We start from the raw sequence: 26,488 nt of genomic DNA, 5'->3' as shown, positions 1-26,488 counted from the left end.
CCTATTCTGCTATGAAAGTGGATAACGTGTTGTAATACAAAATTCTCCCTGATACGTTCCAGCAGGTGTTGCAGGTAACACAACTTGTATACTATCAAAGCGACGATACGTAAAAGCAATACTCGTTCCTGGGTTTAATGTTTGTGTATCAATTGTACCCCCAGCAGAATCAAGCGCTTCTACAGTAATTGGGCCTGGTCCAACATCATATTTAACAAAACCAGTACCAACTACGTTTTGGTTAATATTATTTGTATAGAGAACATTATCAATTGCTGTTGCAACTACAGTAGCAGACCACGGACTACACACTTTATCTTGCACATAATTTTTATCTGGACAACAAGTTAATGCTGACCCTAAGCACTCACAAGACATAGTTGTTTCCCCTCTCTCTTTTATATTCCCTATATGTGTATGTCCCTCAGAGTCTTTTGCCTGTACTATTCATCTATTTTCAAAAAATATTCAAATGACTAGATAGATTCCGTTTTGTTTCTTTTCTTCATATATTTATAGACAAAGATACTAGCAACAATAAGAATAACGCCTCCTAATATCGGTAGCATATATTGTCCAACAACATCCGCTGCTTTTTCCCAATGCGGACCTAATTTCATTCCAAAATAAACATACAAAGTCGTTAACGGGAACATTGCTACAAATGTATATATGCTAAATTTCCATATGTTCATTTTCGCCATACCACACGGAACAGAAATAAGCGTTCGAACCCCTGGTACAAAGCGTCCAACAAATGCTACAACTGGTCCATATTTCTCAAAGAAATCATCTGCTTTTTGAATTTGTTCTTCTTTAATAAAGAAGTATTTTCCGTATTTTATTAATAGCGGACGACCACCATAATAACCAAGTGCGTATAACGTTAACGGTCCTGTCGTTCCGCCAAGTGTTCCAGCTAATACAGCTAGCCAAAAATTCATATCTCCCTCGTATACCCAATACCCAACCATAGGCAAAACAACTTCTGCCGGAATAAATTCGAACGTTAAAGCCAATACAACTCCAAAATAAGAAAACTGCTTTAAAAACTCGATTATATCTAAAATCATTTGCTCCATATTTTAACTCCTATCCTACGTTTACGTTATGCTTTTCTTGTAATTGAACTGGCGCCATTTTTACAATTCGGTTCAAAATAAATAACACAATTCCAATATCATCTAAAATACCGATAAACGGTAGGAAGTCTGGAATTAAATCAAGCGGCATCGCAACATAACCAACTAAAAAAGCAACAGATAAAATTTTCTTCTTTATTGAAACCTCTTTTGAAGTAAAAAAGTCAAATAGGAATGGAACAAATCGGCGAACATGAAATACAACTCTTAATCTACTAATAAGTTTTTTCATTTTTATATCTCCTCTCTTTGTATACGAAAAGGACCCTACCAAATATGGTAAGGGTCCTCAAAAAGACAGAAAGGGGCCTTTACCATTGCTGGTAAAGGTCTCACTAACAACGAAACGTTGCCAATAAAGCCGAGGGTTTCTCCCTGTAATGACGACTTTACTGTAATAAGTTACTCCCCTTTATACACAATTTTATACACTCACATTAAAATATTTCAGAGGGCTTGTCAATATATTTTATATCCCAATCCCTTTCGTAAAAAACAAAAAACGTATAGGAAATTTCTTACTATCTCATAATATACATAATCATTTTTGAACGAAAGGAGATGTTTCATTTGCATACCGTCTGGAAAGGTGCACTTTCACTTGGACTATTAAATATAGGAATTAAACTATACAGTGCCGTAGAAGAAAACGATATAAAATTTTTAAGCCTCCATAAAGAATGTTTAACACCTATTAAATATAAAAAATTTGCTCCTGATTGTACGGATGAAGAAATTGATGATAACGATATTGTAAAAGCCTATGAATACGCACCTCATAAATATATTATTATGAATGAAAAAGAATTAGCTGAATTACAACAAGCTCATGAACCACGATCCATTCGTATTATATCTTTTGTCCAAAATAACGAAATCGATTCTGTTCTTTATGATCGCTCTTATTTTATAGGTCCTACCCCAGGACATGAAAAATCGTATTTATTATTAAAAGAAGCTCTTGAACGTACAAATAAACTTGGGCTTATTCATATTTCTATTAGAAAAAAACAACATTTAGCTATTATCCGTAACTTTGAGGATGGTCTTATGTTGCAAACTATTCACTACCCTAATGAAATTCGCGCTATAACAAATACACCTAACTTACCAAGTAACGAAAATTATCCGATTCAAAAACAAGAACTCACAGCAGCAATCAATTTAATCCACCATCTTACAAATCCTTTTGAACAAGAGATGTATACAGATGAGTATAAAGAAGCCCTTACCGAACTAATCGAAAACAAAATTGAACAGCAGGAAAAAACCGAAACAATCTCTCCAGCTCCGAACATCATTAATATTATGGAGACATTACAGGCAAGCATTGAACAAGCAAAAATAAAAAGAGACAATAAAACAGAAAAAGAGGCCAAATAAAATTGACCTCTTTTTCTTTAAAGCGGATTACATTTCGGCATTTCAAGTCCAGACGATTGAGCTAGTTTTAATAAGTAGTAACATTCTTCTCTTGCCATATGATCTGCCATTCTAGCTGATAATGCACTTAATACTTCATGAGATAACTCGAGCTCTTCCACTTCATGTAAAAAATGCGAAAATAATTTCAATTCAAGTGAAACATCTTTCGTAAACTTCTTTAATGCAGGAAAATGATGCAGCTCTGTCCGTAAATACCCTGTCATTTCAACTGCCTTTAAGTAAAATTGTTCAAAATGCTTCGTAAATTCTTCGCTTTTCTCTTTCAATCTTTTTTCAACAAGATCTAATCCACCAGAAATAGAGCCTGCATGACCAGCCGCATCCGTTAACCAAACGAGATGATAATGTAATTCATGAAAAACAGGCGGAACTTCCCCTTTCTTCAAAAACTCTAAAACTGTTATATACTCTTCCACTTCGTTTACCATATGATTAATAAAAGTTGGCGTAAAATGAATCGTAATTTTCCCTTCCAGCTGTTTCTGTATAATATTTAATTTAAACGCCCGAATCTCCTTAGCGGCTTGTTCTGCCTCTTTTGAAAATGCCATCAGATTCACATTCCGAACTTTATTTAACAAATTCGTAAATGTTTCAACAAAGTAAGTAGCTTTTTTTATATCCTCTTTTTCCTTCGGAGCTAATGCATCCAGTAAAAATTGTGCATGATCAGTAAGTACCTTTAACCAAAATTGATGCTCAAACAACGCACTTTCTTCATAATTTCTCTCCACTAAATCCCCTCCGTCTATTCATCCTTCTCTATCACTTGAAGTTTATATCCATCCGGGTCTTGTACCACAATACTCTTCTCACTTTTGTTTTCTGTATATGCGATTTTATAAAATACTAACCTCTTCTTTACATTCCCTATGTTAGAAATTGAAAAGGTTAGAACATCAACTGAGTCCGTAACACTCTTCTCACGCCCGCCCAAACTGCGATTCATCACAAAACTAATTCTCGTTGAATCAGTATCATACCAAACCCCTGTAATATCTAATTGCGGCCTTTCTGAACTAGGTGTTATCCCTAAAATCCCTTCATAAAAATACAGAGTTTCCTTTAAGTTCTTTACTTCCAATACAATGAATTGTTTCACAGTCTCCACATTCATTCCCCCCGTACCTATTACTTTTTTATATGTGTCATAAATGCTCATTATGTCTGAATACAATACGTAGTAATGAACATGTAAGGAGGTTTATTCGTGAATAAATATATGAGATCATTCGTGCCCTATCATAGCCCTCTCGATCCTTGTCCTCCTATCGGAAAAAAATATTATTCTACTCCTCCTAATTTATTTTTAGGCTTTCAACCGCCAAACTTGCCGCAATTCACACCAAAAGAAGCACTACAAAAAGGGACTTTATGGCCTGTTTTTTATGACTATTATGAAAATCCTTATAAAAAAGGGCGGTGACTACTGACGTGAATCAATCGCTACCAGAAGAATACTATCAGCTTTTACTGGAGCTTCAAGAATTAGACTTTGTACTAGTTGAACTCACTCTTTATTTAGATACACATCCAGATGACACCGCTGCGATTAATCAATTTAATGATTTTTCCTATAAACGGAGAGTATTAAAACAAAAGATGGAAGAAAAATACGGACCACTCCAACAGTTTGGAAATAGCTATTCTAATGCCCCTTGGGAATGGAGCAAAGGTCCTTGGCCATGGCAAATATAAAGGAGAGAAACTATGTGGATTTATGAAAAGAAATTACAATACCCAGTTAAAGTGGGAACTTGCAATCCCGCACTTGCAAAATTATTAATCGAGCAATACGGTGGTGCAGATGGAGAATTAGCTGCTGCACTACGTTACTTAAATCAACGTTATACAATTCCTGATAAAGTCATTGGCCTACTTACTGATATTGGTACAGAAGAATTTGCTCACCTTGAAATGATTGCTACGATGGTTTATAAGCTGACGAAAGATGCGACCCCTGAACAAATGAAAGCTGCTGGTCTTGACCCTCATTACGCTGATCATGACAGTGCTCTTCATTACCATAACGCTGCTGGTGTTCCATTTACTGCAACCTATATACAGGCTAAAGGTGATCCAATTGCCGATCTATACGAGGATATTGCAGCTGAAGAAAAAGCACGCGCAACATATCAATGGCTCATTAACTTATCAGATGATCCAGATATAAATGACAGCCTACGCTTCTTACGTGAACGAGAAATTGTCCATTCACAACGTTTCCGAGAAGCAGTTGAAATTTTAAAAGAAGAACGCGATAAAAAAATATTTTTTTAAAACACGTATCCTAGCGATATGTGTTTTTTTATGTTAAAAGTTAAATCCTTCCTATTAAACATATAAATAGTATATTTATTCGATTTAATGCATTATTTTTTAATATTTTCAAAATTCCCTATTGCTTTCTAGTCATCAGACCTTTAAAATAATAACAGTTACTCGACAAATTATTTGAATTTTCGACAAAAACACTCATTAGGAGGATTTTCTTTATATGCATACAACTTTAAAACCAGCGCAAATACTTTCGATTAGTTTATTACTATTCGCAGTTTTCTTCGGTGCTGGTAATATGATTTTCCCGCCCCTTCTCGGTCTTTCTTCCGGAGAAAATATGTGGGTTTCCATTACAGGGTTTATTATTACAGACGTCGGTTTATCTTTACTTGCTATCGTTGCTGTTGCCCTTGCTGGTGGTAGTTTTAACACTTTAGCGAGCCGTGTTCATCCAAAATTCGCAGCAGTATTCGCTATCATTATTTATCTTTCAATCGGCCCACTATTTGTTATTCCACGAACTGGATCTGTATCTTATGAAATCGGGATTGCACCACTTTTCCCAGATCAATGGTATTCTATGTTAGTTTTTAGTGCGATTTTCTTTACAGTCGTTTACTTCTTATCATTAAATCCATCCAAGCTAGTAGATCATATCGGTAAAATATTAACGCCAATTTTACTTGTAATTATTGCAATTATGGCAACAAAAGCGATTCTTTCACCAGGGACGTTTGCAGAACCTATCGGTGACTATAAAGACATCCCGTTTTTCAAAGGATTTCTTGAAGGATTTTTAACGTTAGATGCAATTGGCGCTCTCGTACTATCAACAATTGTTGTAAATGCAATTCGTCAAAACGGTATACAAGAGAAGAAATCTATCGCGAAATATACAATCATTTGCGGAAGTATCGCTGCTCTATTCTTAACAATTGTTTACTTCTTACTCGGTTATATCGGAGCTTCAAACGGAAACTTAGGGCAATTCGAAAACGGTGGTCAACTATTAGCTACTGTTATGTATCAATTCTTTGGGACAAGCGGTAATATTTTATTAAGTATCGCCATTATCTTCGCTTGTTTAACAACGGCAATTGGCGTTGTAAGTGCATTTGCAAATTACTTCACAACAGTGCTAACAAATGTTTCATACAAAAAGCTTGTGCTATACGTTTGTATCTTTAGTTTCGTTATTTCAAACTTAGGATTAAGCTTATTAATTAAAATCACACTACCTGTATTAATTATTTTGTACCCAATTACAATCATTTTAATTTTCGTATCATTTATCGATAAATATACGAAACGTAAACCTTCTGTCTACATCGGAGCGATGATCGCAGCATTTATTATTAGCTGTATTCACGCACTTGATAATGTGGAAATGATACCAGATTTTATCGCTAATATCGTACACACCATTCCTTTTTATAACTTAGGAATTGGCTGGATCATTCCAGCAATAATCGGTGGTATAATTGGATACTTTATTCCGCAAACAGAAGCTGCAGGTGAAGTTTCTACAAAATAAAGAAAAGAAGCAAGCATGAAATCCATGCTTGCTTCTTCTTTCTCTTCACATCGTATGCTTAAAAGTAAATAACTCTTCTTTTGACTGCACAACAGATTGTTCCTCTTCTACAACATCCTTCTTTAGCTCTCCGCCTAACCTTACTTTCAACATCGCCTCTTCTATACTTTTCACAATCATATTTCCTGAAAAAATAGTAAGCCCAAAAAATGTAATTGGGACGAGAGGAATCCATGGATGCACTGTTAATGATCTAAAGTATACTCCAATTAAACCTGACCATTCATGCGTATAAGATTCCACCTCTTTTATAGGTCCACCAAACGTAACAGTCCCACCAAAGAACACTTCAAGTAATCCTAAGTGCAGTAAAATAGTAAGGCTCTGCGTAAACTGTTGAAGAAATACGAGTATAAAAGTCATATAGAGATGCGGAAAAAGATGTTTTATAACAATACGTCTTCTCGATCCGCCTAATATGCGCGCGGCATCAACAAATTCTTCCGTTCGCAATTTACGAACTTCCTTCGCAACATACAGTGCAATAACTGGCATTACAAGCAGTACAAGTAATACCACTTGAAACGAAGCCCTTTCAAAAAAGGTTGTTGTCTCCTCTCCGCTTCCAAATGCATTTGCAGATTGAAGAAAAAAATACGCAATCATAACTGTCGGAATAACTGTAAAACTATCAAAGAAAGCCTCAATTTTTGAAAATCCTCTTTTTATATACGTTCCGAGTACGACACCGAAAAACACACCTATTACCATTCTAAGTGCCGCAATTAAAATAGATATACCAATCGTCCACTTCGCGCCCTCAATGACTAAATGTAACAGGTCATACCCTTTCCGGTCTGTCCCGAGTAAAAATTGGAATGAAGGTGGAAACGGTGGCACTTGTGGATTTTCATCCGCATCATATTGCAATGTAACTTGTCTAATATGTCCATCATTCCATAACGTATTTCCGATGCTCAAAAGAACTAATAGGAGAAGAAACCCAATGCTTATCCAAAATCTTTTATCACGTTTTATATACGTCCACATATTATAATCTCTCCTTCATCGCAGCCGGAATGAGATAATGAAACAATTTAAATAAAATAAAAATCGGAATATATATAAGAAGCACACTAACGATGAAAACCTCAACTCTAATACCAAAATACGATTTCAAAAACATAAAAATACCACCCGTATTAAAAATCCATTCTATAATATATAAATTAGATAACATAAAAAAGATATTCGTTTTTGCAAAGAATAATGTACTAAGCAACACATTTCGTAAAATATGACGATTTAAAATATGAAAGCGCCCCAGCCCTTTCGCCTTAGCAAATAGTACATAATCTTTTTCTAGTTCATTTTCAAAACGAAGCACGACCATTTTTACAAACATAATCGTAGTCGGGATGCTCAAACACAATATTGGCAACCCCCTAATCGACTCGCCTCCAATTGAAGCAATTTGAAAAGGTAAAAAACCTGTTTGTTTAAAAAACCATACAACTAAAATTTGTGATACTAAAATAAGAAGAATATCTGGAATGGATTCTAGGAAGATAAGAAATGATTTAATTCGATGTTGTATACGCGGTGAACTACTCATAATTACATAAACGATACAAAATGCTACAAATAATGAAATAAAAAAAGCAGCCAAAAAAATAATAATCGTTTCTTTATAATGGACGAACAGCTGCGGAAATAAAAATTTACCTTTCACATATTGCAAATTGGAAATATCCATTAAGTTCACAAACACTTCTTTTAAACTCTGTATGTACTCTGATGCATGCAGCTCAAATCCATAAAATAATTTCGGCAGTGCTCCTAAACAAATAATCCCCAAAATCGAAATAAGAAATTGAATCGTCACTTCCATCCCATTCAAAAATACCTTTTTGACCATTTTCGCCCTTCTCTCTCTATAATTTACCTCTTAATTTTATTCTTAATTTTCTGAATTGTAAATATTTTAAAGGCAAAAAATCACTAGGCTATGATCCTAGTGATTCTTTATGCGCATGCCTTTCTCTTTTCGCAAACGGCATATACAAAATGAAACATCCAATAAGCGCAGCTATTTCTAATGAAATAATATAGTAAGGATGCGGCCCTAACATATCGAGTAATGAAGCTGTTTCTGGCTTATGAGCTAAAAACATATAATTACCACCTGTTTTGTAATTCACAAACGAAACAAGCGGAATCAATATGTTTAAAAATATCATCGTACGCTTAATAGATTGCAAGGTCGGTCTATAGCCTTCCACCCAAGTCATAAAGAGTGGTGCCCAAATAAGCAATACATGCGCGATAAAATATTCAATGAAACGAAAATGCGGAAAAGCATATTGCAAATTTGGTGTTAAAATGGCTTGTGATGCACCAATAACTCCCGTAAAAAATACAATCTCATATATTCGATAACTTTTCGTTACAATCATAATCGACGCTAACAACAAACTAATTGTACATAACTCAAACGGTAATGAAGTAGCTAGCTCAAAAATCCCCGCTTTCCACTCCCACATATGAAGCCCAATTTCACTACCTATAAATAAAAATGCAATCGCATATCGAACCGTTATATTCCACTCATTTTGACGTAATAAATCTTGGTATTGATACAGAAAAAATATCCCCACCAACATAATAAATAATATAATGGCATGTTGCCTTGAGTATGGAATAAACGGTTTTAATGGATGCGCACTAAAATAAGCTTCCATCTTCCTTCCTCCTCTCCTTCATACAATATTATTGTAAGAAAGAAACAACGAGTCAATTCATTTGCTTACAATAGGACAACCTCCACCTTACATTTACATATTCATACCTTACAAAACTGTAAGGTTATTGTAAGCTAAAACGATTTGTCAGATTCTTCACCTCTTCTATACTTAATGTAGATACTAAAACGAACGAAAAGGTGATAAATAGATGAAGAAGAAAAATAAAGTGTTAATTACTAGTGTAGTAGCAATCGGAATTGCAGCTGGATCATACTTTGCATTTGCTGGGGGCGGTTCCGAAGTAGCAATGGCATATAGCGGATACAAAGTAACTGAAAAACAAATCCAAAACGCGCAAAAATTTGGTGGCGAAGTTATTCCAAATGGAATTGAAACTATTTCATTCGATCCAACAAAAGGAACATATGAATTAGCTGTAAAAAAAGGCGATGAAGTGAAAAAAGGTCAGCTTCTATTTAAATACAATGACCCGACTGCTAAACAAGGTGTAACAGAAGCAGAAATGCAAAAGAAAATCGCCCAAAAAGAAGTAACGTTGTTCCAAAAACAAATTGATGCGGCGAAACAAAAATTACAAAAAGATAAAAATGCAGGCCTTCCTGCTGAAGCATTAAAAGCATCAGAAGCTGAAGTTGGGCAATTAGAATCACAACTTGAAATGAAAAAGTTTGAAGTTGAAAAAGCTGATGAAATGATTAAAGCAGCAAAAGAGAAAGTAAACACTCTTTCTGTAACAAGTCCTGCTGATGGCGTAATTGATGATATCGTGAAAACTGCTGACGAAAAAACAGGTATGAGCGGGGTTACTCTTCGTCACGCTGGTCAATTTAAAGTAAAAGGTCAACTTTCTGAATATGAGCTTGCTAGTATGAAAGTTGGGCAAGAAGTAACTGTTTCATCAAAAACTGTCGCTGGTAAGACTTGGACAGGAAAAGTAACAGAAATCGGTTCTACACCATTAAAGAGCATGGATGAAAATAAAACTGTTTCTAACTATCAATTCACTGTCACATTAGATAATAGTGACGAATTACAAAACGGCTTCCACGTTTACGTAACAAGTAAATCTGGCGAAGCAACTGGTACAATTGTTCCGAAAAGCAGTATCGTGAAAAAAGGTGACAAAAATGTTGTCTTCGTTGTAAAAGACGGTAAGGCGAAAGAACAAGCAGTTACTGTTGAATTTGAGACTGATAGCGAAGCAAAAGTTTCTGGAGTGAAAAAAGGAGAGGAAATTATCTCTAAACCTGAAAAAGACTTAAAAGATGGTATGGAGGTTGTCGCCCAGTGATTAACTTAAAAGGCATCACGAAATCCTTCCAAAATGGTGCAGAATCCGTTCAAATATTACACGGAATTGACGTAACACTGAACCAAGGAGAATTCACTTCTATTATGGGACCTTCTGGTTCTGGTAAATCAACATTAATGAACATTATCGGTTGCTTAGATAAACCGACGACAGGTACGTACGAACTAGCCGGTCAAAATATTTCAAACATGACTGAAACAGAACTTGCACACGTACGTAATAAAGAGATCGGATTCGTATTCCAAAACTTCATGTTATTACCGAGACTTACAGCGCTTCAAAATGTAGAACTACCTCTTATTTACGCTGGAGTCGATAAAAAAGAAAGACGCGAGCGCTCATTAGCTGCTTTAACAAAAGTCGGTTTAGCTGATCGCGCTACTCACTTACCGAACGAATTATCAGGTGGACAAAAGCAGCGTGTCGCTGTTGCACGTGCAATCGTAAATAACCCAAAGTTCATTTTAGCCGATGAACCGACGGGGGCACTTGATACGAAAACGAGTACACAAATTATGGACCTCTTTTACGAATTAAATAAACAAGGCTCAACAATTATTATGATTACCCATGACCGTGAAATCGGGGAAGCTGCAGCACGTCAAATTGTAATTCGTGACGGAAATATCGTCCAAGATTGGAGAGGTTAATTTTGAATACGAGTGAAAATATACGCATGGCCCTTTCCTCTATCTTTGCTCATAAAATGCGTTCTATTTTAACGATGTTAGGTATTATTATCGGTATTAGTGCCATTATTACTATCATTTCAATGGGTGATGGTACAAACGCAAAGTTTAAAAAAGAATTAGGCCAAGGAAAAGATAACGAAGTAACGATTTACTACAACAATCCTGATTACGGAACAGATAGTGCCAAAATCACACCTGATATGCTAAACCGTCTGCAAACTGTACCAGGCGTTAAAGATGTGTATCCAGACGTAAGTATGAAAGTAAAAGCATCTGCTGGTTCAAAAGATGTAAATCTTGATTTAAAAGGTGGAACAGGCGCCTTTATGACAGATTCGAAAATAAAATTAGTTCACGGTCGTGAATTAAATGACAGTGAACTAAATCAAGCAATCCCTGCTGTTATATTAAATGAAGAAGCTTTCAACAAATTATTTAGTAGTGGTTGGGAATCAAATCAATACACAGATATAAAAGGAAAGCCGTATAAAATAGTTGGTGTATACGAAACGAAAAATGACTTTGGAATGCCTATGCCTGAAGGTTATACATCACTTGAAAATGCGCCTGTCATTTCAGGAGTAAATGAGTATGACTCTGTAAGATTAACAATGACCTCTCCGACAGAACGTAAAAGTGTAGAAAAACAAGCTGTTTCTGTTTTAAACGAAATGAAAGCTCCTAAATTTGAGCACAAATTCGAAGCACAAGATTTAGGTGAATTTACGAAACAACTAGACGAATCAATCGGTATGATGAAAATGGTATTCGGTGGTATTGCCGCTATCTCCTTACTTGTTGGTGGTATCGGTGTAATGAACATCATGCTCGTATCTGTAACAGAACGTACACGTGAGATTGGTATTCGTAAAGCACTTGGTGCAACACGTGGTAAAGTATTAACACAATTCTTAATCGAATCTTGTATATTAACAGGACTTGGTGGTTTCATCGGATTCATGCTCGGTATTTTCTTCGCTTGGATCGTCTCAATCTTTGCTGGATGGCCACTCGTTGTCTCAAAAGAACTTGGACTTCTTGCAGTAGGTATCTCAATGTTAATCGGTATTATATTCGGTTTACTGCCAGCTAACAAAGCTGCCAAACTGGATCCAATTGAATGTTTACGATATGAATAAACAAAAACGTAGGAGTTTACACTCCTGCGTTTTTTATTTATCTACTAAATTGAGTTTCTTCTATTATATATGTTTCACGTTACAACTATCATTCAAATGCTCTTCATTATTTATAGATACTAAGGCTATTATCTAATTCTATTATTGCAAAAATACTATGTAACAGACGAAAATCAAGGCGTAATTTTTTCCATACTTCGACTGATTTTGTAACAATTATATCGATATTTTATTAAATTTCACCTCATTTATATATTTTCACGCCTAAAAAGATTATCGTTTCATAACTAAATTTCCATTCAAACAGTAAAATAAGCTATTTTTGTAACACTATAGATATCATCAAGAAATATTACTGTAACATTATTAACGTTACAGTAATTGAAATACTACTCATTTTGTGTTTCATATGCCCTAATACGCCAAAAAACAACAAGGAAGCGCTATTAGGAAATTCATGGAATTGTTACAGAATATTAATGCCCCATTACGAAAGCTTTGTAATTTTATGTTTTTCTCAAATAAGAAAATAATGGTTGCTATAATGAGGTCAACGAAAACAAATGCAATGGAGGCTATTATGAAAAAATTTATGGGTATAGCAACAGCAGCGGTTTTTGGTCTTGGGATTTTCACAACATCTGCTAAAGCAGAAACAATCGTAACGACTGACGTACTAAACGTACGAGAAAACCCAACTACTGAATCAAAAGTTGTAGGAAAATTATTAGATGGATATAAAGTAAATGTTTTACATACAGAAAATGGTTGGTCAAAAGTTCAATTGAATAGCGGTAAAGAAGCTTTCATAAGCGCTGACTATACAAAAGACACTTACTACGTAACAGCAAACGTATTAAACGTACGTGCTGGGGCAAACACAGACTCAGAGATTCTTGGTAAGTTGAAAAAAGATGATGTAATTGAAACAACACACCAAGTACAAAATGATTGGATTCAATTTGAATATAACGGAAAAACAGCTTATGTTCATGTTCCTTACTTAACAGGTAAAGCACCAGTTAAAGTTCAACCAGTAGCTAAAGTTGAAAAAACGACTACAGTTCAAGATACAGCTAAAGTTCGTGAAGCGGCTAAAGCTCAGGAAGTAGCTGAAACTCAAGCAAAAGCTAAAGCAGTGGAAGCAACTAAAGCTCGCGAAGCAGCTGAAGCCCAAGCAGAAGTTAAAGCTCAAGAAGCGGCTAAAGCTCGTGAAGCGGCTAAAGCTCAGGCAGATGCTGAAGCTCAAGCAGAAGTTAAAGCTCAAGAGGCTGCTAAAGCTCGTGAAGCGGCTAAAGCTCAAGCAGATGCTGAAGCTCAAGCAGCGGCTAAGGCTCAAGAAGCAGCTAAAGCTCGTGAAGCGGCTAAAGCTCAAGAGGCAGCTGAAGCTCGTGAAGCAGCTAAGGCTCAAGAAGCAGCTGAAGCTCGTGAAGCGGCTAAGGCTCAAGAAGCGGCTAAAGCTCAAAAACCAGCTACACAACAACCTGTTGCAAAAGAAACTGAAACAAGTGCACCATCATCTTCTCGTGAGTTACGTGTTGTAGCAACAGCTTACACAGCAGATCCACTTGAAAATGGTTATAAAGCAGGCGACCAAGTAAAATCAGCTTTAGGCCACAACTTAACAGCTAATCCAAACATGAAACTAATTGCAGTTGATCCAAGTGTCATTCCATTAGGTTCAAAAGTATGGGTTGAAGGTTACGGAGTAGCAATCGCTGGTGATACTGGTGGAGCTATTAAAGGTAATAAAATCGACGTTTTAATGCCAGATAAAGGTTCATCAAGTAGCTGGGGACGTAAAACAGTTACAGTTAAAGTATTAAACTAGTTAGTAAAAAAAGGAGTCAGTCTTATCGTTGAGACTGACTCCTTTTCTATAATTATTACATTCTTTCTTTCTCTTGAAAGTAAGCAATATTGTCTCGAAGCCATTCCCTCTCTGATATAAATAAGTTCCCTCGTTTTTTATATACTTTATCAAATATCCTTAAAACTTCTTCATGATTAGCAAACTTATGTAAGAAACGAAGAGCAATGATAATCTCTGCTTCATCCGTAGGCTCTACTTCATTTTTACGTCTTCTAGCAACAATTTTATTCACACGTTCGCAAATTGGTCTCATTGCCATTTCGTCGCCATACGTATAAATAGCTCGAACAGCTTCATATTTCACCATCACATTTCTATCCTGTAAAGCTTCAATATAAACTATTTGTAAGTCCGATCCCCCTATTTTTGCTAACACCTCAATAACAGTTGAACGAACATAGGCACTATTACTATATAAAAGCTTTGTTAACGGCAGAATCGATTGATTTGTTCCAATCTCAAACAATGTATAACAAATATTTGTAATCTCATCTTTATTTTCTTGAGTATCCAGCAACTTTAGTAAAGCACTCTCCGCTTCTAATGATTTACATAACTTTAAGGAAGAAACTGCCCAAAAACGAACACTATCGTTTTTATGGTAAATATACGGAATAATTTTATTTGTATCACTTACTTCTGGCAATGTATAAATATTACTAAGCAGTTCACTTAACAAAGTCGGGTTTTGTTCACATTCCAAACAATCTATAAGATAATCAGCAATACTGATCTCTTTCGTATTAATAGCGAGTTTCGTCATTAAATAATAAATGTCTTTCTTCATAGATACCTTTTTTGCTTTGATTACCTTCTGCTGTAAATAAGGAAAAGTTAATAAGTCATTTAACGCTTTTGCTTCATCATACGCACGATGCCAAATCTTTGTTTCCTCATCATCCATCCGCCTTAATAAATCATCTATATACTCTTCCATCTCCTTCTCTCCCCGTCCAAATTAAGTCTATCTCTTTGCATTCTATATACGATAGATTACTATTTCAACAGAAAAAAGAGGATGCCACAGCATCCTCTCTTTCTCTTCCCTATTCCACACAAGTAAACTGCGTCCAAGCTCCTACATAATCTAGTAAGAATAACTCCTCTTCCGCAATTGTACCGACGATATTTTTCCGTTCATCTATCGGCATTTCTTTCAAGATGATTTGCAGTTCACCTTTATACTTTCCGAATGAGTTATTACCAATTACAACTTGCCCTCTTTCCTGTAGCACGCTTTCACGCACTGGGAAGTCATAGTCTTTGTACTTTTTACGTACTTCTGTAGAACGTACCATATACTCTGTTATGTCGCCGCGTCTTACGTGTAATTCTTGCAGCGTAGCTCTCTTCTCTACTTCAGTCGCTTCGTCTACAAAGTGCACTTTTAGCTGTAACATGTAGCGATTTAAGTTTCCTAGTTTCTCTAACTCTTCCTCACTCGCATAAGCATTTCCGATAATGACATCATCAATTAACCCTGTTGCCCATAAATGCTTCGCTTGTACTTCAATTGGTAAATTACGATGCTCTTCTAATGTACATAATCCATCGTTAATATCCCATGGACCGATGTTTGCGACATGTGATGTAATAAAGGCTGCACTGCGAATACCATGCTTTTTAAAGCGTTCACTGCAGCGAATGAAATAATCGTACGGAAGACCAGTGAATTTTTGCGGATAAAAATTATGGCAACCAATTAAAGCTGATTTATTCGCTTGATGCGAAAGAATATTTTCTAAGTACGCAATATCGTTACTTACATTTAACTCAATTTTTAAACCGTACGGATTATTCGTCATTTTCGCTTCAGTTAACCCGTCGAAGCCTACATCTAAACGAATACCGTCTGCACCTAACTCCGCGAAGAATGATAAATCGCTATAACTAATACCAAGCTGATCAAAAACAGCCGGAGCTACATCTAAAATAACTTCCATATTGTTATCTTTTGCGTGATTGATAATCTCTTTAAATTCAGCTACAATTTCTTCTTTCGGACGATTCACAGATAACAAACAAGTAAATATTCTTGAAAAACCGTGTCGTGCCGCTGCGGAAATATAAGCCATATCTTTTTCTTTCGTTGAATGTTCTGGATAAAGTGAAATTCCTAATTTACGCTCCATGCTTTTGCATCTCCTTCACACGTTGTATTAATGCCATGCTCGTAAATCTATATTTTGCAGATAAACACGTTGCACATAAAATTGTCGGTACAATAATTACGTACGGTGATTGCAATCCTAACATTACATATGCACCCATTGAACAACCGATAAATAAAACTGATACTAGTAGTAACACTAATAAAGATTTACTTTGTACCCATTTCGAATAATGGGCAATACACTGTCCGACCACGAATGTAATTAAGATGATAATTGCTCCGAGCATTCTGTTTTCTCCTCTCCTGCTAATTGTTGTTTCTCATACATTTTGAAGAATGGATAGTAAATAACGAACGAGATAACAAAGTTAACAAGTACAAGTACACCAGCCATAATTGTCCAGTCCGTACTAATCACCGCTGCAATTGGTGCTAACATCGTAAATGGCAGTTTCGCCATCATAAGTGGAATCATACCTGAAACAACTGCGAAATATGATACTGTCGTTGTCACTAACGGTGTAATAACGAACGGAATAATTAAGATTGGGTTCATTACAATTGGTGCACCGAAAATAATTGGTTCGTTAATATTGAATAAACCTGGTACGAATGATAATCTACCTAACTCTTTTAGGAACTTAGATTTAGAGAACATAAACATAATTACTAAAGCTAACGTTGAACCTGATCCGCCAATCCATACGAACCATTGAATGAATTGCTCTGTAAATAAGTTTGGTAACTGATGTGCATTTCCTGTAGCCGTGAATACTTCCATATTTTCAAGAATTGCCGAATCCCACATCGGACGAATAATTGGTCCTAAAATCGCTGGTCCATGTATACCGAATGACCAGAAAAACACGATTAAGAATACTGTTAATAAACCACCGAATAAATTATTTCCTACTAATACTGATTTTAATGGTGCGATTAAATATGTGATCGTTGTATTCACATCAAATTTCAAACCGTAGCGAATACCCCAGAATAAAAGAATAACTGCTAGCGTTGGAATTAATGCTGCAAACGAATTTGAAACTGCGGGTGGTACACTATCTGGTAATTTAATCGAGATATTATGCTTAATCATAAAATGATAAATTTCTACTGCAATTAATGCTGTAACAATTGCGCCAAATAAAGACGTTGCACTTAATGTTCCTACTGAAATATATCTACCTGCATCAATAACACCTGGTACCGCTTTCGTAATTTGAATTGGTTCCACTGATGCTAGTAAAAAGGCGAGTACAGATAATAACCCTGCACTTAACTGATTGAGCTGATAAAAGTTCGCGAGCGAAGCCCCTACACCAAACGCCGCGTATAATGCCATTAGTCCTACTGTAAATCGGAATGGAATATCTAAAATATGGCGAAACGGTGCAATCCATTCCATATATGCATCAATTGGTAAATTTAAAAAGATAACGAAAAATGATCCGACGATCGTTAACGGCAATGTAGAAATAACCCCGTTTCGAATTGCTAATAAATGTCGTTGTCCTGCAATCTTTTGCGTTGTTGGCATAATCTTTTGTTCCATAAAACTCATAAACCCATTCATCAATAGCCCTCCTCTTTCTCTCTACTATAAAAGAATGAAATAAACTTTATAACATTATAATGTTTATATTTAAAAAGATATAATTATGCTAAAACTAATTGTTCTGCTTGCTTAAGCACCTTCAAACCATCACACATGCCATAATCTCGTTGGTCTATAATCGCAACTGGTATATTGTATGAATTTGCAAGAAACTCTACAGCTGGAAATAAGTATTTCACCTGTGGGCCAATTAAAACGACATCGGCTTCCTTAATTTCAAGCTTCACTAGTTCTGAATCAACCGCCTTAATTTTATAATTCTTCCCCTGTTTTTTTGCCTCTTCTTGCATTTTTCTTACGACCATACTCGTTGACATACCTGCTGCACAACATAATAAAATGTACATCTTATACGGTCACTTTCTCTTCTACTCGTTTATGAAGAGCAATAAATTCTTCAGCCAGTTCTTTCACTGTAATTGCATTCATTAAATGATCTTGTGCGTGCACTAACAGTAAACTGATTTCTGCATGATTTCCTCTTGCCTCTTCTTGAATTAAATCCGTTTGAATACGATGCGCTGCTGAAATTTCCTCACTAGCAAGTTTCATCTTTTCACCGGCATTCCCGAAATCTCCTTGTCTTGCAAAAGCAATTGCTTCAAGCGCCGCACTTCTCGCATTGCCACCATGTAAAATTAACGCAAATGGAGTTTGCATATCAGACATTTTAAATTCCCCCAAGCTATATGTTTTCTATATTTTCATCTTATTATGAAAACGCATACAATTAAACATAAAAAACTTCCGTTATGTAACGGAAGTTTTTATATACTTTTTCAAAATGATAATAAAATCTCTTGAAAATCTTCAATTACCTCGGTCTGAGTAAGTTTCTCTATCGTAGTTTGACTAGACATAATATCATATAAAAAATCATAAAGCCTTTGCAAATCTTCATTATTATTGCGCTTTACACTAAATAAAATAATTACTTGTACTTTTTTATCTCCCCAATCAACAGCCTTTTCAAGTGTGCAAAACATCAAAAAAGTTTCCTCACTTAATAACTGCATCGGATGCGGGATTGCAACTGAATTCCCAACCGCTGTCGGAGACGTATTTTCTCTTTCCATAACAGAAGCATAAAAGTTTTCTGGTACATAGCGTTTCTCAGCAGCTTTCTCACATAAAAACTGAATAACATCCTCTTTCGTAGAAGCACTATGATTTAAAAAGATTAAATCTTCCTTAATATAAGGCTGCACACTAGTATTCACATGCGTAAACAACCGCTGACCAATCGATTTAATCTCTTTATCATCAAATATTGAATTCACTTTTATAACTGGAACAGGCAAGCCACTCGGTATATGAATCGTACTAATAATACAATCTATTTTTTCTTTATAAAGATCTTCTACTTTCAATTGATAATAGCCTGTAATACCTACAATCTCTAATTTATCTCGGAACTGTGATAAAATTTTATATTTTAATAGTTGTGCACTTCCTTGACCAGTCGCACAAACTAATAAGCATCTTTTCTTTTGATTTTGCTCCTGCAAACGGCTCATAGCTCCGCCGAAGTGAATTGCAATATAACCAATTTCACTTTCAGGGATCGATTCACCCGTATATTCACCAATGATATCTCCAACGAGAACCGCAATTTCAAAAGCATACGGATAATTCTTTTTCACTTCTGCCAAAAGAGGATTTCTCGTATTTAACTTATACTTCAAACGATTTAATAACGTTTTTAAATGAATACCAAATCCAAATAATAATTCCTCATCATAATAAAAAATAAGATTCCGTTCTTCCGCTACTTTAAAAAGAATATGTTGCATAAATGCATATATATCTTTTCCTAATAGCTCTTCTACATTTTCATAGCGATTTCTCGTTGTAACAGCAGTACTTAATAAATGCATCGTCACATATAATACTTCTTCTTCTGGAAATGAAAATTTTAACTCTTTCTCTAAATCTCCTAAAATTTGCTTCGCAATTGTATATTCTTTCTTTATTATAAGTTCTGATTGCTCCACATGCAGTCCTTTCATATAATGTTGACTTTGACAACGCTTTAATGCGATTGCAATATGAATGACTAAATTATCAATTTCTATATCAGATAAATATATTGTTCCGCCTTCAATATACTTTAATATAATTGAACGAATGAGTGATATATGCGGTAGCGATAAATATGTCTCCGTCTGCTCAAATTGCTCATGAAACGGAGTATGATCATAACGCGGTAAACCATATTGTGATAAACAAGAACGAATATTAAATTCCTCTCCAACAATACGTATACCATAATACGGTCTCTTCTCAATTTGTAATTTATAGCGACCACATATATCTGTAACATCTTTCATAATTAAATTGACCGTTGATTTGCTCACATACATCTCTTCCGCTAATTCTGAAAGCTTCACATATCCCTCTGTCATTAAAACACGCTGCAGAATGTACGCTATTCTTTCTTCATAAGAAGTTGGGATCTTTTCCGTCTGTTTTTGAAATAGACTCACACAAAAGTCTTCAAATTTCTTCTTTTTTATAATTTCTAATTCGTACCCATTCCCTCTTTGCGATTCGATTTTCGCTCCGTTTTCTTCCAATATATCATTTAATAATTTTATATCCTTTTGAATCGTCTTCGTTGATACATGTAAACGGCCTGCTAAAAAAGCTCGATTTAACATCGATTTCTCTTCTAAAAATTCCTCTAAAATAGAAATTAATCGCTGATGCACCTTTGTCATAGCTCTTCCTCTCGCTCTTTATATATAAAGGGGGAAAAGCTGCTGAAATCAGTAGTTTTTCCCCTTTATATTCTCTCTATTTCTTTAATGTAAATCCGAATTTATCCCATGCTTATAAATAGTCTAGTAAGAAAATCTCTTCTTCTACAATTCGACCAACTACATTTGTTTTTCCTGTATTCACCATATCTTTTAATGCAATTTGTAATTCGCCTTTATACTGACCATATTGTTCATTATCAATTAATAAATCTCCACGCTTAATTTCACGCGTATTATGAGGTTTAAACTCTTCTTTTTTATATTTCACACGACTTTGTGTAGAACGAATCATATATTCAGATACATCTCCGCGATAAAAATGTGGTTCGTCTAATACGATAATTCTTTCTAGTTCTGTCGTTGTATCATATATTTCTATATCAAATGTTTGTTTCTCTTTATTTAATGCACCTAGTGCTTGTAATTCTTCTTCTGACGCATATGCGTTTGCAATAATAACATCATCAATTAATTCCGTCGCGAATAAATGTTTCGCCTGTGTTGTCATCGATAATTCACGATGCTGCTCTAATGTACATAACCCTTCTGTTACTGGCCAAGGTCCGTATGTTGCATCAAATGATGAAATAAAAGCAGCCGTTCTCATACCGTAATCTTTAAATTGTTTCGAGCATTTAATGAAATGATCGTATGATAACCCTGAATAACGATGCGGATAAAAATTATGACAACCAATTAAATTTTCACGATTTGGTCTGTGACTCATAATGTTATCTACATACTTCGTACCATTGCTCATATTAATCTCAATTTTCAAACCATACGGATTATAAGTCATAATTGATTCTTCTAATCCTGAGAAACCGACATCTAAACGAATACCGTACGCACCTAATTCATGGAAGAATGATAAATCATTATACGAAATACCTAATTGTTCAAAAACAGATGGACTAATATCAACTAATACTTGGAACCCTAATGCATTCGCATGAGAGATCGTTTCTTTAAATTCTTCTATAATTTTCTCTTTTTCTCCATCCACAGATAATAAACATGTGAACACACGTGTAAATCCATATTTACTTGCTAATGTTAAATACTCCTTATCTTTCTCTACTGTTGAATGTTCTGGATAAATAGAAATACCTAATCGTCTCATATGTACACGCCTCTTTCTTCATCATATTGTAAACCTTTTCAAATATATGTAGTGAAAAGTATATATCCCCTTCTTGTTCACTACTCTTTTGAATCCGCTTTCTTTAAAGAAAAAACAATTTCTATCATTCTTAACACCTACAAGTCTATACATCTATACTTTACATCTTTTTTTCATAGTTGTGTAGCTTTTACACAAATTTGTCAGTTTTTCACCTTAAAAATTGTTATCCGTTTTCAAGACACCTTCCTTGACTGTTGCATTGGCCAATACATATACTCGAAAGAAAAGAGAAAATTTTATATAGGGGATGAATATATGGGAGAAGCAATACTCGTAAAACGAGAACCGTTATGGACAAAAGAGTTTGTTGCTTTAATTTTTGCAAACTTATGTATGTTTTTAGGGTTTCAAATGTTAATTCCAACCTTACCTGTTTATGTGAAAGAAATTGGTGGCACAAGTTCCAATATCGGATTTGTTGTCGGCATGTTTACCGTTGCGGCACTTTTTGTTAGACCGCTAACTGGGAACGCCTTGCAAAAATTCAATAAAAAAATCATTTTAATGATCGGTACTGCTATCTGTTTACTCGCTATGGGCAGTTATCTTTTCGCCTCAACTATCTTTCTCTTGCTTGCTGTTCGTATTTTGCACGGAGCTGGTTTCGGTATTACAACGACTACATATGGAACTGTCGTTTCTGATTTAATTCCCTCAGCTCGCCGCGGAGAAGGCATGGGATATTTTGGCCTTTCTGGAACAATTGCAATGGCCCTCGGTCCACTTATCGGACTATGGCTTATGCAAACATATAACTTCACAATTCTTTTTTTATGTGCATTATCGTGCACAATTGTTTCATTAATATTAACGAAACTACTTCAAATCCAAAAAACGAAACAGCCTCCACAACAATCATCTAGTACTTTTCTCGATGGATTTATTGAGCGTAAAGCTTTACTTCCTTCATTATTAATATTATGTATTACATTAATGTACGGAGGAATCGGAAGTTTTATCACACTATTTGCTACAGAAGTCGGCATAGCTGATATTAGTCTCTTCTTTTTATGTAACGCACTAGCAATCGCTGTGACTCGTCCATTCTCTGGAAAGCTATATGATGCGAAAGGCCATACATTCGTCATCATTCCGGGAGTTATTATAACATTTACAGGTATTATTTTATTGTCGTATACGACGACAATTCCGAGCTTAATTATTGCTGCAGCATGTTACGGAAGTGGTTTTGGAGCGATTCAACCTGCACTACAAGCATGGATGATTGACCGCGTAGCACCGCATCGACGCGGCGTAGCAACGGCTACATTCTTCTCCGCATTTGACCTTGGAATCGGCGCTGGAGCGATTATATTTGGATTTATTGCTCATTTTACAAACTATGCAACTGTATATCGTTATTCCTCTCTATTACTTATTGCTTTTCTCTTCATTTACATTACAAGCATAAGAAAACAAAAGCATGGCGATAAAAACACGGAAAAAGCTGCTGGATAATTCAGTGGCTTTTTTTATCGTGTTAAAAGAATTATTTCCCCTCGTTTTGCTGTTATAAAACTACATGCATTTTCCTACATATTTTTTTAACTTTCATCAAAAAATATACGATGAACTCGCAGACGCTTTCCTTAATATTCGACTGAACAACATTATTCTAAAAAGTGTGATTTCTTTACAAAATTAAGATTTATACAAGTTGAAAACCAATAGAACACAGCTGTTTCTTTAAGGGATTGTAAACTTTTCTTCTCTTTGTAAATTTAGTGTAAATTTTACTAGCAAACCGTTTACAGTGCCTCAAGGTTCAGTTAATAATTACATCGTACATGAAATTTAAGGAGTGGAATGCGTGGAATATAATGTTCAAGATATGATCTTCCAGTTCATTGGTGGATTAGGTATTTTCTTATTCGGGATTAAATACATGGGCGATGGACTGCAACAAGCAGCTGGAGATCGTCTTCGCGATATTCTAGATCGTTTTACAACAAACCCACTTATGGGTGTACTAGCAGGTATGTTAGTTACTGTATTAATCCAATCCAGTTCAGGAACAACTGCTTTAACAGTCGGACTTGTAAGTGCCGGATTTATGACATTAAGACAAGCAATCGGTGTTATTATGGGTGCAAACATCGGTACGACAGTTACTGCATTTATTATCGGAATTAAAATCGGAGAATATGCTCTCCCAGTTATGGCAATTGGAGCAATCTTACTATTCTTCTTTAAAAATAAAAAAGTACATTCTGTAGGTCAAGTTGTATTCGGTTTTGGTATGTTATTCTTCGGTTTAGAATTAATGAGCGCAGGTATGAAACCTCTTCGTTCTTTAGAATCATTCCAAGAATTAACAGTTAGCATGAGTGATAATCCAATTTTAGGAATTGTTGTTGGTACAGTCTTTACTTTAATTGTACAAAGTTCAAGTGCAACTATTGGTATTTTACAAGAACTATTCGGTCAAGGTGCAATCGATTTACAAGCAGCTCTTCCTGTATTATTCGGTGATAACATCGGTACGACAATTACAGCTGTATTAGCAGCAATCGGTACTTCTATTGCCGCAAGACGTGCAGCATTAGTTCACGTTATCTTTAATATTATCGGTACAATTATCTTTACAATTTTATTAGTACCATTTACAAGTTTAATTCAATATTTCCAAACATCATTAAACTTGAATCCAGAAATGACTATTGCATTTGCACACGGAACATTTAACGTAACAAATACAATCATTCAATTCCCGTTCATTGCAGTGTTAGCATGGATCGTAACAAAAATTATTCGTGGTGAAGATGCAGCGATTGACTTCAAACCACAACATTTAAATCCAATCTTTATTGAACAATCTCCAGCCATCGCTTTAACTGAAGCTCAAAAAGAGATTATCCGTATGGCTGAGTTCTCATTACATGGATTAAAAGAAGCAAATCAATTTTTAAATACACAAGACAAAAAACACGCAAACATGGCTACTCAATTAGAAGGAGCTATTAACAATTTAGATAAAAAAATTACCGAGTATTTAGTTTTACTATCAGAAAAGCCACTTTCACCTACGGATTCTGAAAAACATTCTGTTTTAGCAGGTGTTGTTGGAGATATTGAACGTGTCGGTGATCATGTAGAAAACCTTGTAGAACTTGTAGATTTCCAAATTTCAAACCGTGTTTCACTATCCGATGAAGCATTAGCTGAATTAAACGAAATGCTTGAGTTAACAATTTCAACACTGCAAGACTCAGTTGAAGCTTTAACAAACTTCGATACTGAACTAGCTCAAACTGTTATTGCAAAAGAACGCAAAATCGACCAAATGGAACGTGTTCTTCGTAAACGTCACGTATTACGTCTAAACGAACGCAGCTGTTCAGGTGATGCAAGTATCATCTTCGTCGATATGGTAAGTAACTTAGAGCGCATTGGCGATCACGCTGTAAATATCGCTGACGGTGTTTTAGGCGAACAAGGAAAAATCAATTTAAAACAATCATTATAATAAGAAAGAGACGCTAACGTAAGCGTCTCTTTCTTATTATATTTTAACAACTGTTCTTCCTTTTAACTTTCCTTGCAATATAAGTGTAAACTTCTTCTCTAATTCTTCTAATGTACATTCTTCTGTATAAGACAGTAACTCTTTATTTCCCCATTCATTCGCTAAAAGCGTCCAAACATCTCTTCTCACATCTACTGGACATTGCACGGAATCTACTCCTAAAAGGCTTATGCCCCGTAAAATAAACGGATATACCGTTGTTTGTAGTTCCTGACCTGCCACATTACCGCATGTCGTTACACAACCACCATACTTTACTGTTTTTAAAGCTGTTTCTAACATACGTCCACCTACAGTATCAATAACTCCGGCGTATATCCCTTTTAACATTGGTCTTCCTGATTCATCATTCAATTCCGCGCGATGAATTACTTTTTTTGCTCCTAGACGTAGTAGCATATCTTTCTCTTCCATTTTTCCTGTCGCTCCTACTACGTTAAACCCTAACTTACTTAATATACTAACAGCTACACTCCCTACGCCGCCTGTAGCACCCGTTACTAAAACATCTCCCATATTAGGCTTGATTCCTGCCCCAATAAGCTTATATACCGACAACGCCGCAGTAAAACCTGCTGTCCCATACATCATACTTTCCTTTAATGACATTCCTTCTGGTAAAGGCACGACCCAAGATGATGGCACGCGAATATATTCTCCGAAACCACCAGAGGTATTCATACCTAAGTCATATCCCGTTACAATAACTTGATCTCCTGCTTTAATGGTAGCATCTTCACTACTCACAACTACTCCTGCAGCATCAATTCCTGGCGTATGAGGATATGTTCTCGTAACACCTTTATTACCAGTAGCTGAAAGAGCATCTTTATAATTTAATGAAGAATAATGAACTTGTATGAATACGTCTCCCTCAGGTAAACTACTTACTTCTCTCTCAACAACTTTTCTTACAAACTGATGATTTTCCTTTTCGTTCACAACGATTGCTCGGAATGATGTATGATTCATTATGCTCTCTCCTTTATCCGTCAAATTCTTCTTTATTATATAGAAGAAATAAGTAAGCTTACTCATTTCTTCTTGGCTATATTTCAACAAATCTTACTTCCCTATCACTTTCTCATAATATATATTTTCAT

The 26,488-nt window shown here is 35.4% G+C and carries 28 protein-coding genes; 11 read left to right on the top strand and 17 right to left on the bottom strand.

Annotated elements, in window-relative coordinates:
• Positions 1-9: 9 nt before the first annotated feature.
• From NST90_RS04170 to NST90_RS04160, 3 genes are all read right to left on the bottom strand, one after another.
• A complete protein-coding gene (locus NST90_RS04170; protein ID WP_025709945.1) occupies positions 10-378 on the bottom strand; it encodes a DUF3992 domain-containing protein in 369 nt (122 codons plus the stop codon).
• A 98-nt stretch (positions 379-476) separates the two neighbouring features.
• Positions 477-1,082, bottom strand: a complete 606-nt coding sequence (locus tag NST90_RS04165) for a DedA family protein (protein ID WP_000437066.1) — start codon at positions 1,080-1,082, stop codon at positions 477-479.
• A 10-nt stretch (positions 1,083-1,092) separates the two neighbouring features.
• Positions 1,093-1,374, bottom strand: coding sequence for a DUF1232 domain-containing protein (locus tag NST90_RS04160; RefSeq protein WP_000733852.1), 282 nt, complete (start codon positions 1,372-1,374; stop codon positions 1,093-1,095).
• A gap of 338 nt (positions 1,375-1,712) precedes the next feature.
• On the opposite strand from NST90_RS04160, the gene NST90_RS04155 reads away from it, so the two are divergent.
• Complete coding sequence (locus NST90_RS04155) at positions 1,713-2,525, top strand: Ku protein (RefSeq protein ID WP_098770291.1); 813 nt, start codon at positions 1,713-1,715, stop codon at positions 2,523-2,525.
• A gap of 17 nt (positions 2,526-2,542) precedes the next feature.
• On the opposite strand, the gene NST90_RS04150 is transcribed toward NST90_RS04155, so the two are convergent.
• Positions 2,543-3,322 (bottom strand): DUF2935 domain-containing protein, encoded by a 780-nt coding sequence (locus NST90_RS04150; protein WP_000440975.1) that lies wholly within the window; start codon positions 3,320-3,322, stop codon positions 2,543-2,545.
• Positions 3,323-3,336: 14 nt separating this feature from the next.
• Positions 3,337-3,750 (bottom strand): VOC family protein, encoded by a 414-nt coding sequence (locus NST90_RS04145; protein ID WP_001986206.1) that lies wholly within the window; start codon positions 3,748-3,750, stop codon positions 3,337-3,339.
• A 48-nt stretch (positions 3,751-3,798) separates the two neighbouring features.
• On the opposite strand from NST90_RS04145, the gene NST90_RS04140 reads away from it, so the two are divergent.
• From NST90_RS04140 to brnQ, 4 genes are all read left to right on the top strand, one after another.
• On the top strand, positions 3,799-4,014 hold the full coding sequence (locus tag NST90_RS04140) for a spore coat associated protein CotJA (protein WP_001046257.1): 216 nt from the start codon (positions 3,799-3,801) through the stop codon (positions 4,012-4,014).
• 8 nt (positions 4,015-4,022) lie between these two features.
• Positions 4,023-4,286: a spore coat protein CotJB gene (locus NST90_RS04135; RefSeq protein WP_001076510.1), complete on the top strand. Its 264-nt coding sequence runs from the start codon at positions 4,023-4,025 to the stop codon at positions 4,284-4,286.
• Positions 4,287-4,298: 12 nt separating this feature from the next.
• Positions 4,299-4,868, top strand: a complete 570-nt coding sequence (cotJC, locus tag NST90_RS04130) for a spore coat protein CotJC (RefSeq protein WP_000265273.1) — start codon at positions 4,299-4,301, stop codon at positions 4,866-4,868.
• Between the two features lie 217 nt (positions 4,869-5,085).
• The gene (gene brnQ / locus NST90_RS04125; protein WP_000557552.1) at positions 5,086-6,402 is read left to right on the top strand and encodes a branched-chain amino acid transport system II carrier protein; all 1,317 of its coding nucleotides are present in this window, start codon (positions 5,086-5,088) and stop codon (positions 6,400-6,402) included.
• Positions 6,403-6,447: 45 nt separating this feature from the next.
• On the opposite strand, the gene NST90_RS04120 is transcribed toward brnQ, so the two are convergent.
• The 3 genes from NST90_RS04120 to NST90_RS04110 all read right to left on the bottom strand — a co-directional run bounded on the left by NST90_RS04120 (position 6,448) and on the right by NST90_RS04110 (position 9,143).
• Positions 6,448-7,452: an ABC transporter permease subunit gene (locus NST90_RS04120; RefSeq protein WP_000269948.1), complete on the bottom strand. Its 1,005-nt coding sequence runs from the start codon at positions 7,450-7,452 to the stop codon at positions 6,448-6,450.
• 1 nt (position 7,453) lies between these two features.
• Positions 7,454-8,320: an ABC transporter permease subunit gene (locus NST90_RS04115; RefSeq protein ID WP_000239675.1), complete on the bottom strand. Its 867-nt coding sequence runs from the start codon at positions 8,318-8,320 to the stop codon at positions 7,454-7,456.
• Positions 8,321-8,408: 88 nt separating this feature from the next.
• Positions 8,409-9,143: a TIGR02206 family membrane protein gene (locus NST90_RS04110; RefSeq protein WP_000388681.1), complete on the bottom strand. Its 735-nt coding sequence runs from the start codon at positions 9,141-9,143 to the stop codon at positions 8,409-8,411.
• Between the two features lie 211 nt (positions 9,144-9,354).
• Between NST90_RS04110 and NST90_RS04105 the strand changes: the two genes are divergently transcribed.
• The 4 genes from NST90_RS04105 (at position 9,355) to entC (ending at position 14,141) form a co-directional block, all read left to right on the top strand.
• Positions 9,355-10,458 carry an efflux RND transporter periplasmic adaptor subunit gene (locus tag NST90_RS04105; protein ID WP_000728830.1) on the top strand — a complete coding sequence of 368 codons (1,104 nt, stop codon included), beginning with the start codon at positions 9,355-9,357 and terminating at the stop codon, positions 10,456-10,458.
• A complete protein-coding gene (locus tag NST90_RS04100; protein ID WP_000609104.1) occupies positions 10,455-11,129 on the top strand; it encodes an ABC transporter ATP-binding protein in 675 nt (224 codons plus the stop codon). The genes NST90_RS04105 and NST90_RS04100 overlap by 4 nt, the downstream gene beginning before the upstream one ends.
• Before the next feature lie 2 nt (positions 11,130-11,131).
• Positions 11,132-12,310 carry an ABC transporter permease gene (locus NST90_RS04095; protein WP_001097719.1) on the top strand — a complete coding sequence of 393 codons (1,179 nt, stop codon included), beginning with the start codon at positions 11,132-11,134 and terminating at the stop codon, positions 12,308-12,310.
• 457 nt (positions 12,311-12,767) lie between these two features.
• Positions 12,768-14,141, top strand: a complete 1,374-nt coding sequence (gene entC / locus NST90_RS04090; protein WP_283748293.1) for a cell wall-binding protein EntC — start codon at positions 12,768-12,770, stop codon at positions 14,139-14,141.
• A 55-nt stretch (positions 14,142-14,196) separates the two neighbouring features.
• On the opposite strand, the gene NST90_RS04085 is transcribed toward entC, so the two are convergent.
• The 8 genes from NST90_RS04085 to NST90_RS04050 all read right to left on the bottom strand — a co-directional run bounded on the left by NST90_RS04085 (position 14,197) and on the right by NST90_RS04050 (position 21,796).
• Positions 14,197-15,120: a HEAT repeat domain-containing protein gene (locus tag NST90_RS04085; RefSeq protein ID WP_016121939.1), complete on the bottom strand. Its 924-nt coding sequence runs from the start codon at positions 15,118-15,120 to the stop codon at positions 14,197-14,199.
• A 109-nt stretch (positions 15,121-15,229) separates the two neighbouring features.
• Positions 15,230-16,315, bottom strand: coding sequence for a MupG family TIM beta-alpha barrel fold protein (locus NST90_RS04080; protein ID WP_000440054.1), 1,086 nt, complete (start codon positions 16,313-16,315; stop codon positions 15,230-15,232).
• Positions 16,305-16,583: a hypothetical protein gene (locus NST90_RS04075; protein ID WP_000900048.1), complete on the bottom strand. Its 279-nt coding sequence runs from the start codon at positions 16,581-16,583 to the stop codon at positions 16,305-16,307. Before NST90_RS04075 ends, NST90_RS04080 begins: the two co-directional genes overlap by 11 nt.
• Complete coding sequence (locus NST90_RS04070) at positions 16,559-17,869, bottom strand: PTS sugar transporter subunit IIC (RefSeq protein WP_001013053.1); 1,311 nt, start codon at positions 17,867-17,869, stop codon at positions 16,559-16,561. The genes NST90_RS04075 and NST90_RS04070 overlap by 25 nt, the downstream gene beginning before the upstream one ends.
• A gap of 83 nt (positions 17,870-17,952) precedes the next feature.
• Positions 17,953-18,258 (bottom strand): PTS sugar transporter subunit IIB, encoded by a 306-nt coding sequence (locus NST90_RS04065; RefSeq protein WP_000275642.1) that lies wholly within the window; start codon positions 18,256-18,258, stop codon positions 17,953-17,955.
• A gap of 1 nt (position 18,259) precedes the next feature.
• The gene (locus NST90_RS04060) at positions 18,260-18,580 is read right to left on the bottom strand and encodes a PTS lactose/cellobiose transporter subunit IIA (RefSeq protein ID WP_001282173.1); all 321 of its coding nucleotides are present in this window, start codon (positions 18,578-18,580) and stop codon (positions 18,260-18,262) included.
• Between the two features lie 110 nt (positions 18,581-18,690).
• Positions 18,691-20,631 (bottom strand): BglG family transcription antiterminator, encoded by a 1,941-nt coding sequence (locus NST90_RS04055; RefSeq protein WP_025709940.1) that lies wholly within the window; start codon positions 20,629-20,631, stop codon positions 18,691-18,693.
• Between the two features lie 112 nt (positions 20,632-20,743).
• Entirely contained in the window at positions 20,744-21,796 is a 1,053-nt protein-coding gene (locus tag NST90_RS04050) for a DUF871 domain-containing protein (protein ID WP_283748292.1), read from the bottom strand.
• 318 nt (positions 21,797-22,114) lie between these two features.
• Here NST90_RS04050 and NST90_RS04045 point away from each other — a divergent pair, with 318 nt between their 5' ends.
• Together NST90_RS04045 and NST90_RS04040 are read left to right on the top strand one after the other, a co-directional pair.
• Entirely contained in the window at positions 22,115-23,317 is a 1,203-nt protein-coding gene (locus NST90_RS04045; protein WP_000503239.1) for an MFS transporter, read from the top strand.
• A 352-nt stretch (positions 23,318-23,669) separates the two neighbouring features.
• Complete coding sequence (locus NST90_RS04040; protein ID WP_000456270.1) at positions 23,670-25,325, top strand: Na/Pi cotransporter family protein; 1,656 nt, start codon at positions 23,670-23,672, stop codon at positions 25,323-25,325.
• 36 nt (positions 25,326-25,361) lie between these two features.
• Here NST90_RS04040 and NST90_RS04035 read toward each other — a convergent pair whose 3' ends face one another.
• A complete protein-coding gene (locus NST90_RS04035) occupies positions 25,362-26,357 on the bottom strand; it encodes a YhdH/YhfP family quinone oxidoreductase (protein ID WP_025709938.1) in 996 nt (331 codons plus the stop codon).
• Between the last annotated feature and the right edge of the window lie 131 nt (positions 26,358-26,488).

Origin of the sequence: Bacillus sp. FSL E2-8900 (assembly GCF_037966225.1) — a bacterium.
Classification (GTDB): domain Bacteria; phylum Bacillota; class Bacilli; order Bacillales; family Bacillaceae_G; genus Bacillus_A; species Bacillus_A cereus.
The sequence above is the reverse complement of the archived record's forward strand: the minus strand, read 5'-3'. Positions and strand labels throughout refer to the sequence as shown.

Excerpts from the sequence above, each read along its gene's own strand:
- NST90_RS04170 (WP_025709945.1), bottom strand. The coding sequence starts at position 378 with ATGTCTTGTGAGTGCTTAGGGTCAGCATTAACTTGTTGTCCAGATAAA.
- NST90_RS04165 (WP_000437066.1), bottom strand. The coding sequence starts at position 1,082 with ATGGAGCAAATGATTTTAGATATAATCGAGTTTTTAAAGCAGTTTTCT.
- NST90_RS04160 (WP_000733852.1), bottom strand. The coding sequence starts at position 1,374 with ATGAAAAAACTTATTAGTAGATTAAGAGTTGTATTTCATGTTCGCCGA.
- NST90_RS04145 (WP_001986206.1), bottom strand. The coding sequence starts at position 3,750 with ATGAGCATTTATGACACATATAAAAAAGTAATAGGTACGGGGGGAATG.
- cotJC (WP_000265273.1), top strand. The coding sequence starts at position 4,299 with ATGTGGATTTATGAAAAGAAATTACAATACCCAGTTAAAGTGGGAACT.
- brnQ (WP_000557552.1), top strand. The coding sequence starts at position 5,086 with ATGCATACAACTTTAAAACCAGCGCAAATACTTTCGATTAGTTTATTA.
- NST90_RS04120 (WP_000269948.1), bottom strand. The coding sequence starts at position 7,452 with ATGTGGACGTATATAAAACGTGATAAAAGATTTTGGATAAGCATTGGG.
- NST90_RS04115 (WP_000239675.1), bottom strand. The coding sequence starts at position 8,320 with ATGGTCAAAAAGGTATTTTTGAATGGGATGGAAGTGACGATTCAATTT.
- NST90_RS04110 (WP_000388681.1), bottom strand. The coding sequence starts at position 9,143 with ATGGAAGCTTATTTTAGTGCGCATCCATTAAAACCGTTTATTCCATAC.
- NST90_RS04105 (WP_000728830.1), top strand. The coding sequence starts at position 9,355 with ATGAAGAAGAAAAATAAAGTGTTAATTACTAGTGTAGTAGCAATCGGA.
- entC (WP_283748293.1), top strand. The coding sequence starts at position 12,768 with ATGGAATTGTTACAGAATATTAATGCCCCATTACGAAAGCTTTGTAAT.
- NST90_RS04085 (WP_016121939.1), bottom strand. The coding sequence starts at position 15,120 with ATGGAAGAGTATATAGATGATTTATTAAGGCGGATGGATGATGAGGAA.
- NST90_RS04080 (WP_000440054.1), bottom strand. The coding sequence starts at position 16,315 with ATGGAGCGTAAATTAGGAATTTCACTTTATCCAGAACATTCAACGAAA.
- NST90_RS04075 (WP_000900048.1), bottom strand. The coding sequence starts at position 16,583 with ATGCTCGGAGCAATTATCATCTTAATTACATTCGTGGTCGGACAGTGT.
- NST90_RS04070 (WP_001013053.1), bottom strand. The coding sequence starts at position 17,869 with ATGAATGGGTTTATGAGTTTTATGGAACAAAAGATTATGCCAACAACG.
- NST90_RS04065 (WP_000275642.1), bottom strand. The coding sequence starts at position 18,258 with ATGTACATTTTATTATGTTGTGCAGCAGGTATGTCAACGAGTATGGTC.
- NST90_RS04060 (WP_001282173.1), bottom strand. The coding sequence starts at position 18,580 with ATGTCTGATATGCAAACTCCATTTGCGTTAATTTTACATGGTGGCAAT.
- NST90_RS04055 (WP_025709940.1), bottom strand. The coding sequence starts at position 20,631 with ATGACAAAGGTGCATCAGCGATTAATTTCTATTTTAGAGGAATTTTTA.
- NST90_RS04050 (WP_283748292.1), bottom strand. The coding sequence starts at position 21,796 with ATGAGACGATTAGGTATTTCTATTTATCCAGAACATTCAACAGTAGAG.
- NST90_RS04045 (WP_000503239.1), top strand. The coding sequence starts at position 22,115 with ATGGGAGAAGCAATACTCGTAAAACGAGAACCGTTATGGACAAAAGAG.
- NST90_RS04035 (WP_025709938.1), bottom strand. The coding sequence starts at position 26,357 with ATGAATCATACATCATTCCGAGCAATCGTTGTGAACGAAAAGGAAAAT.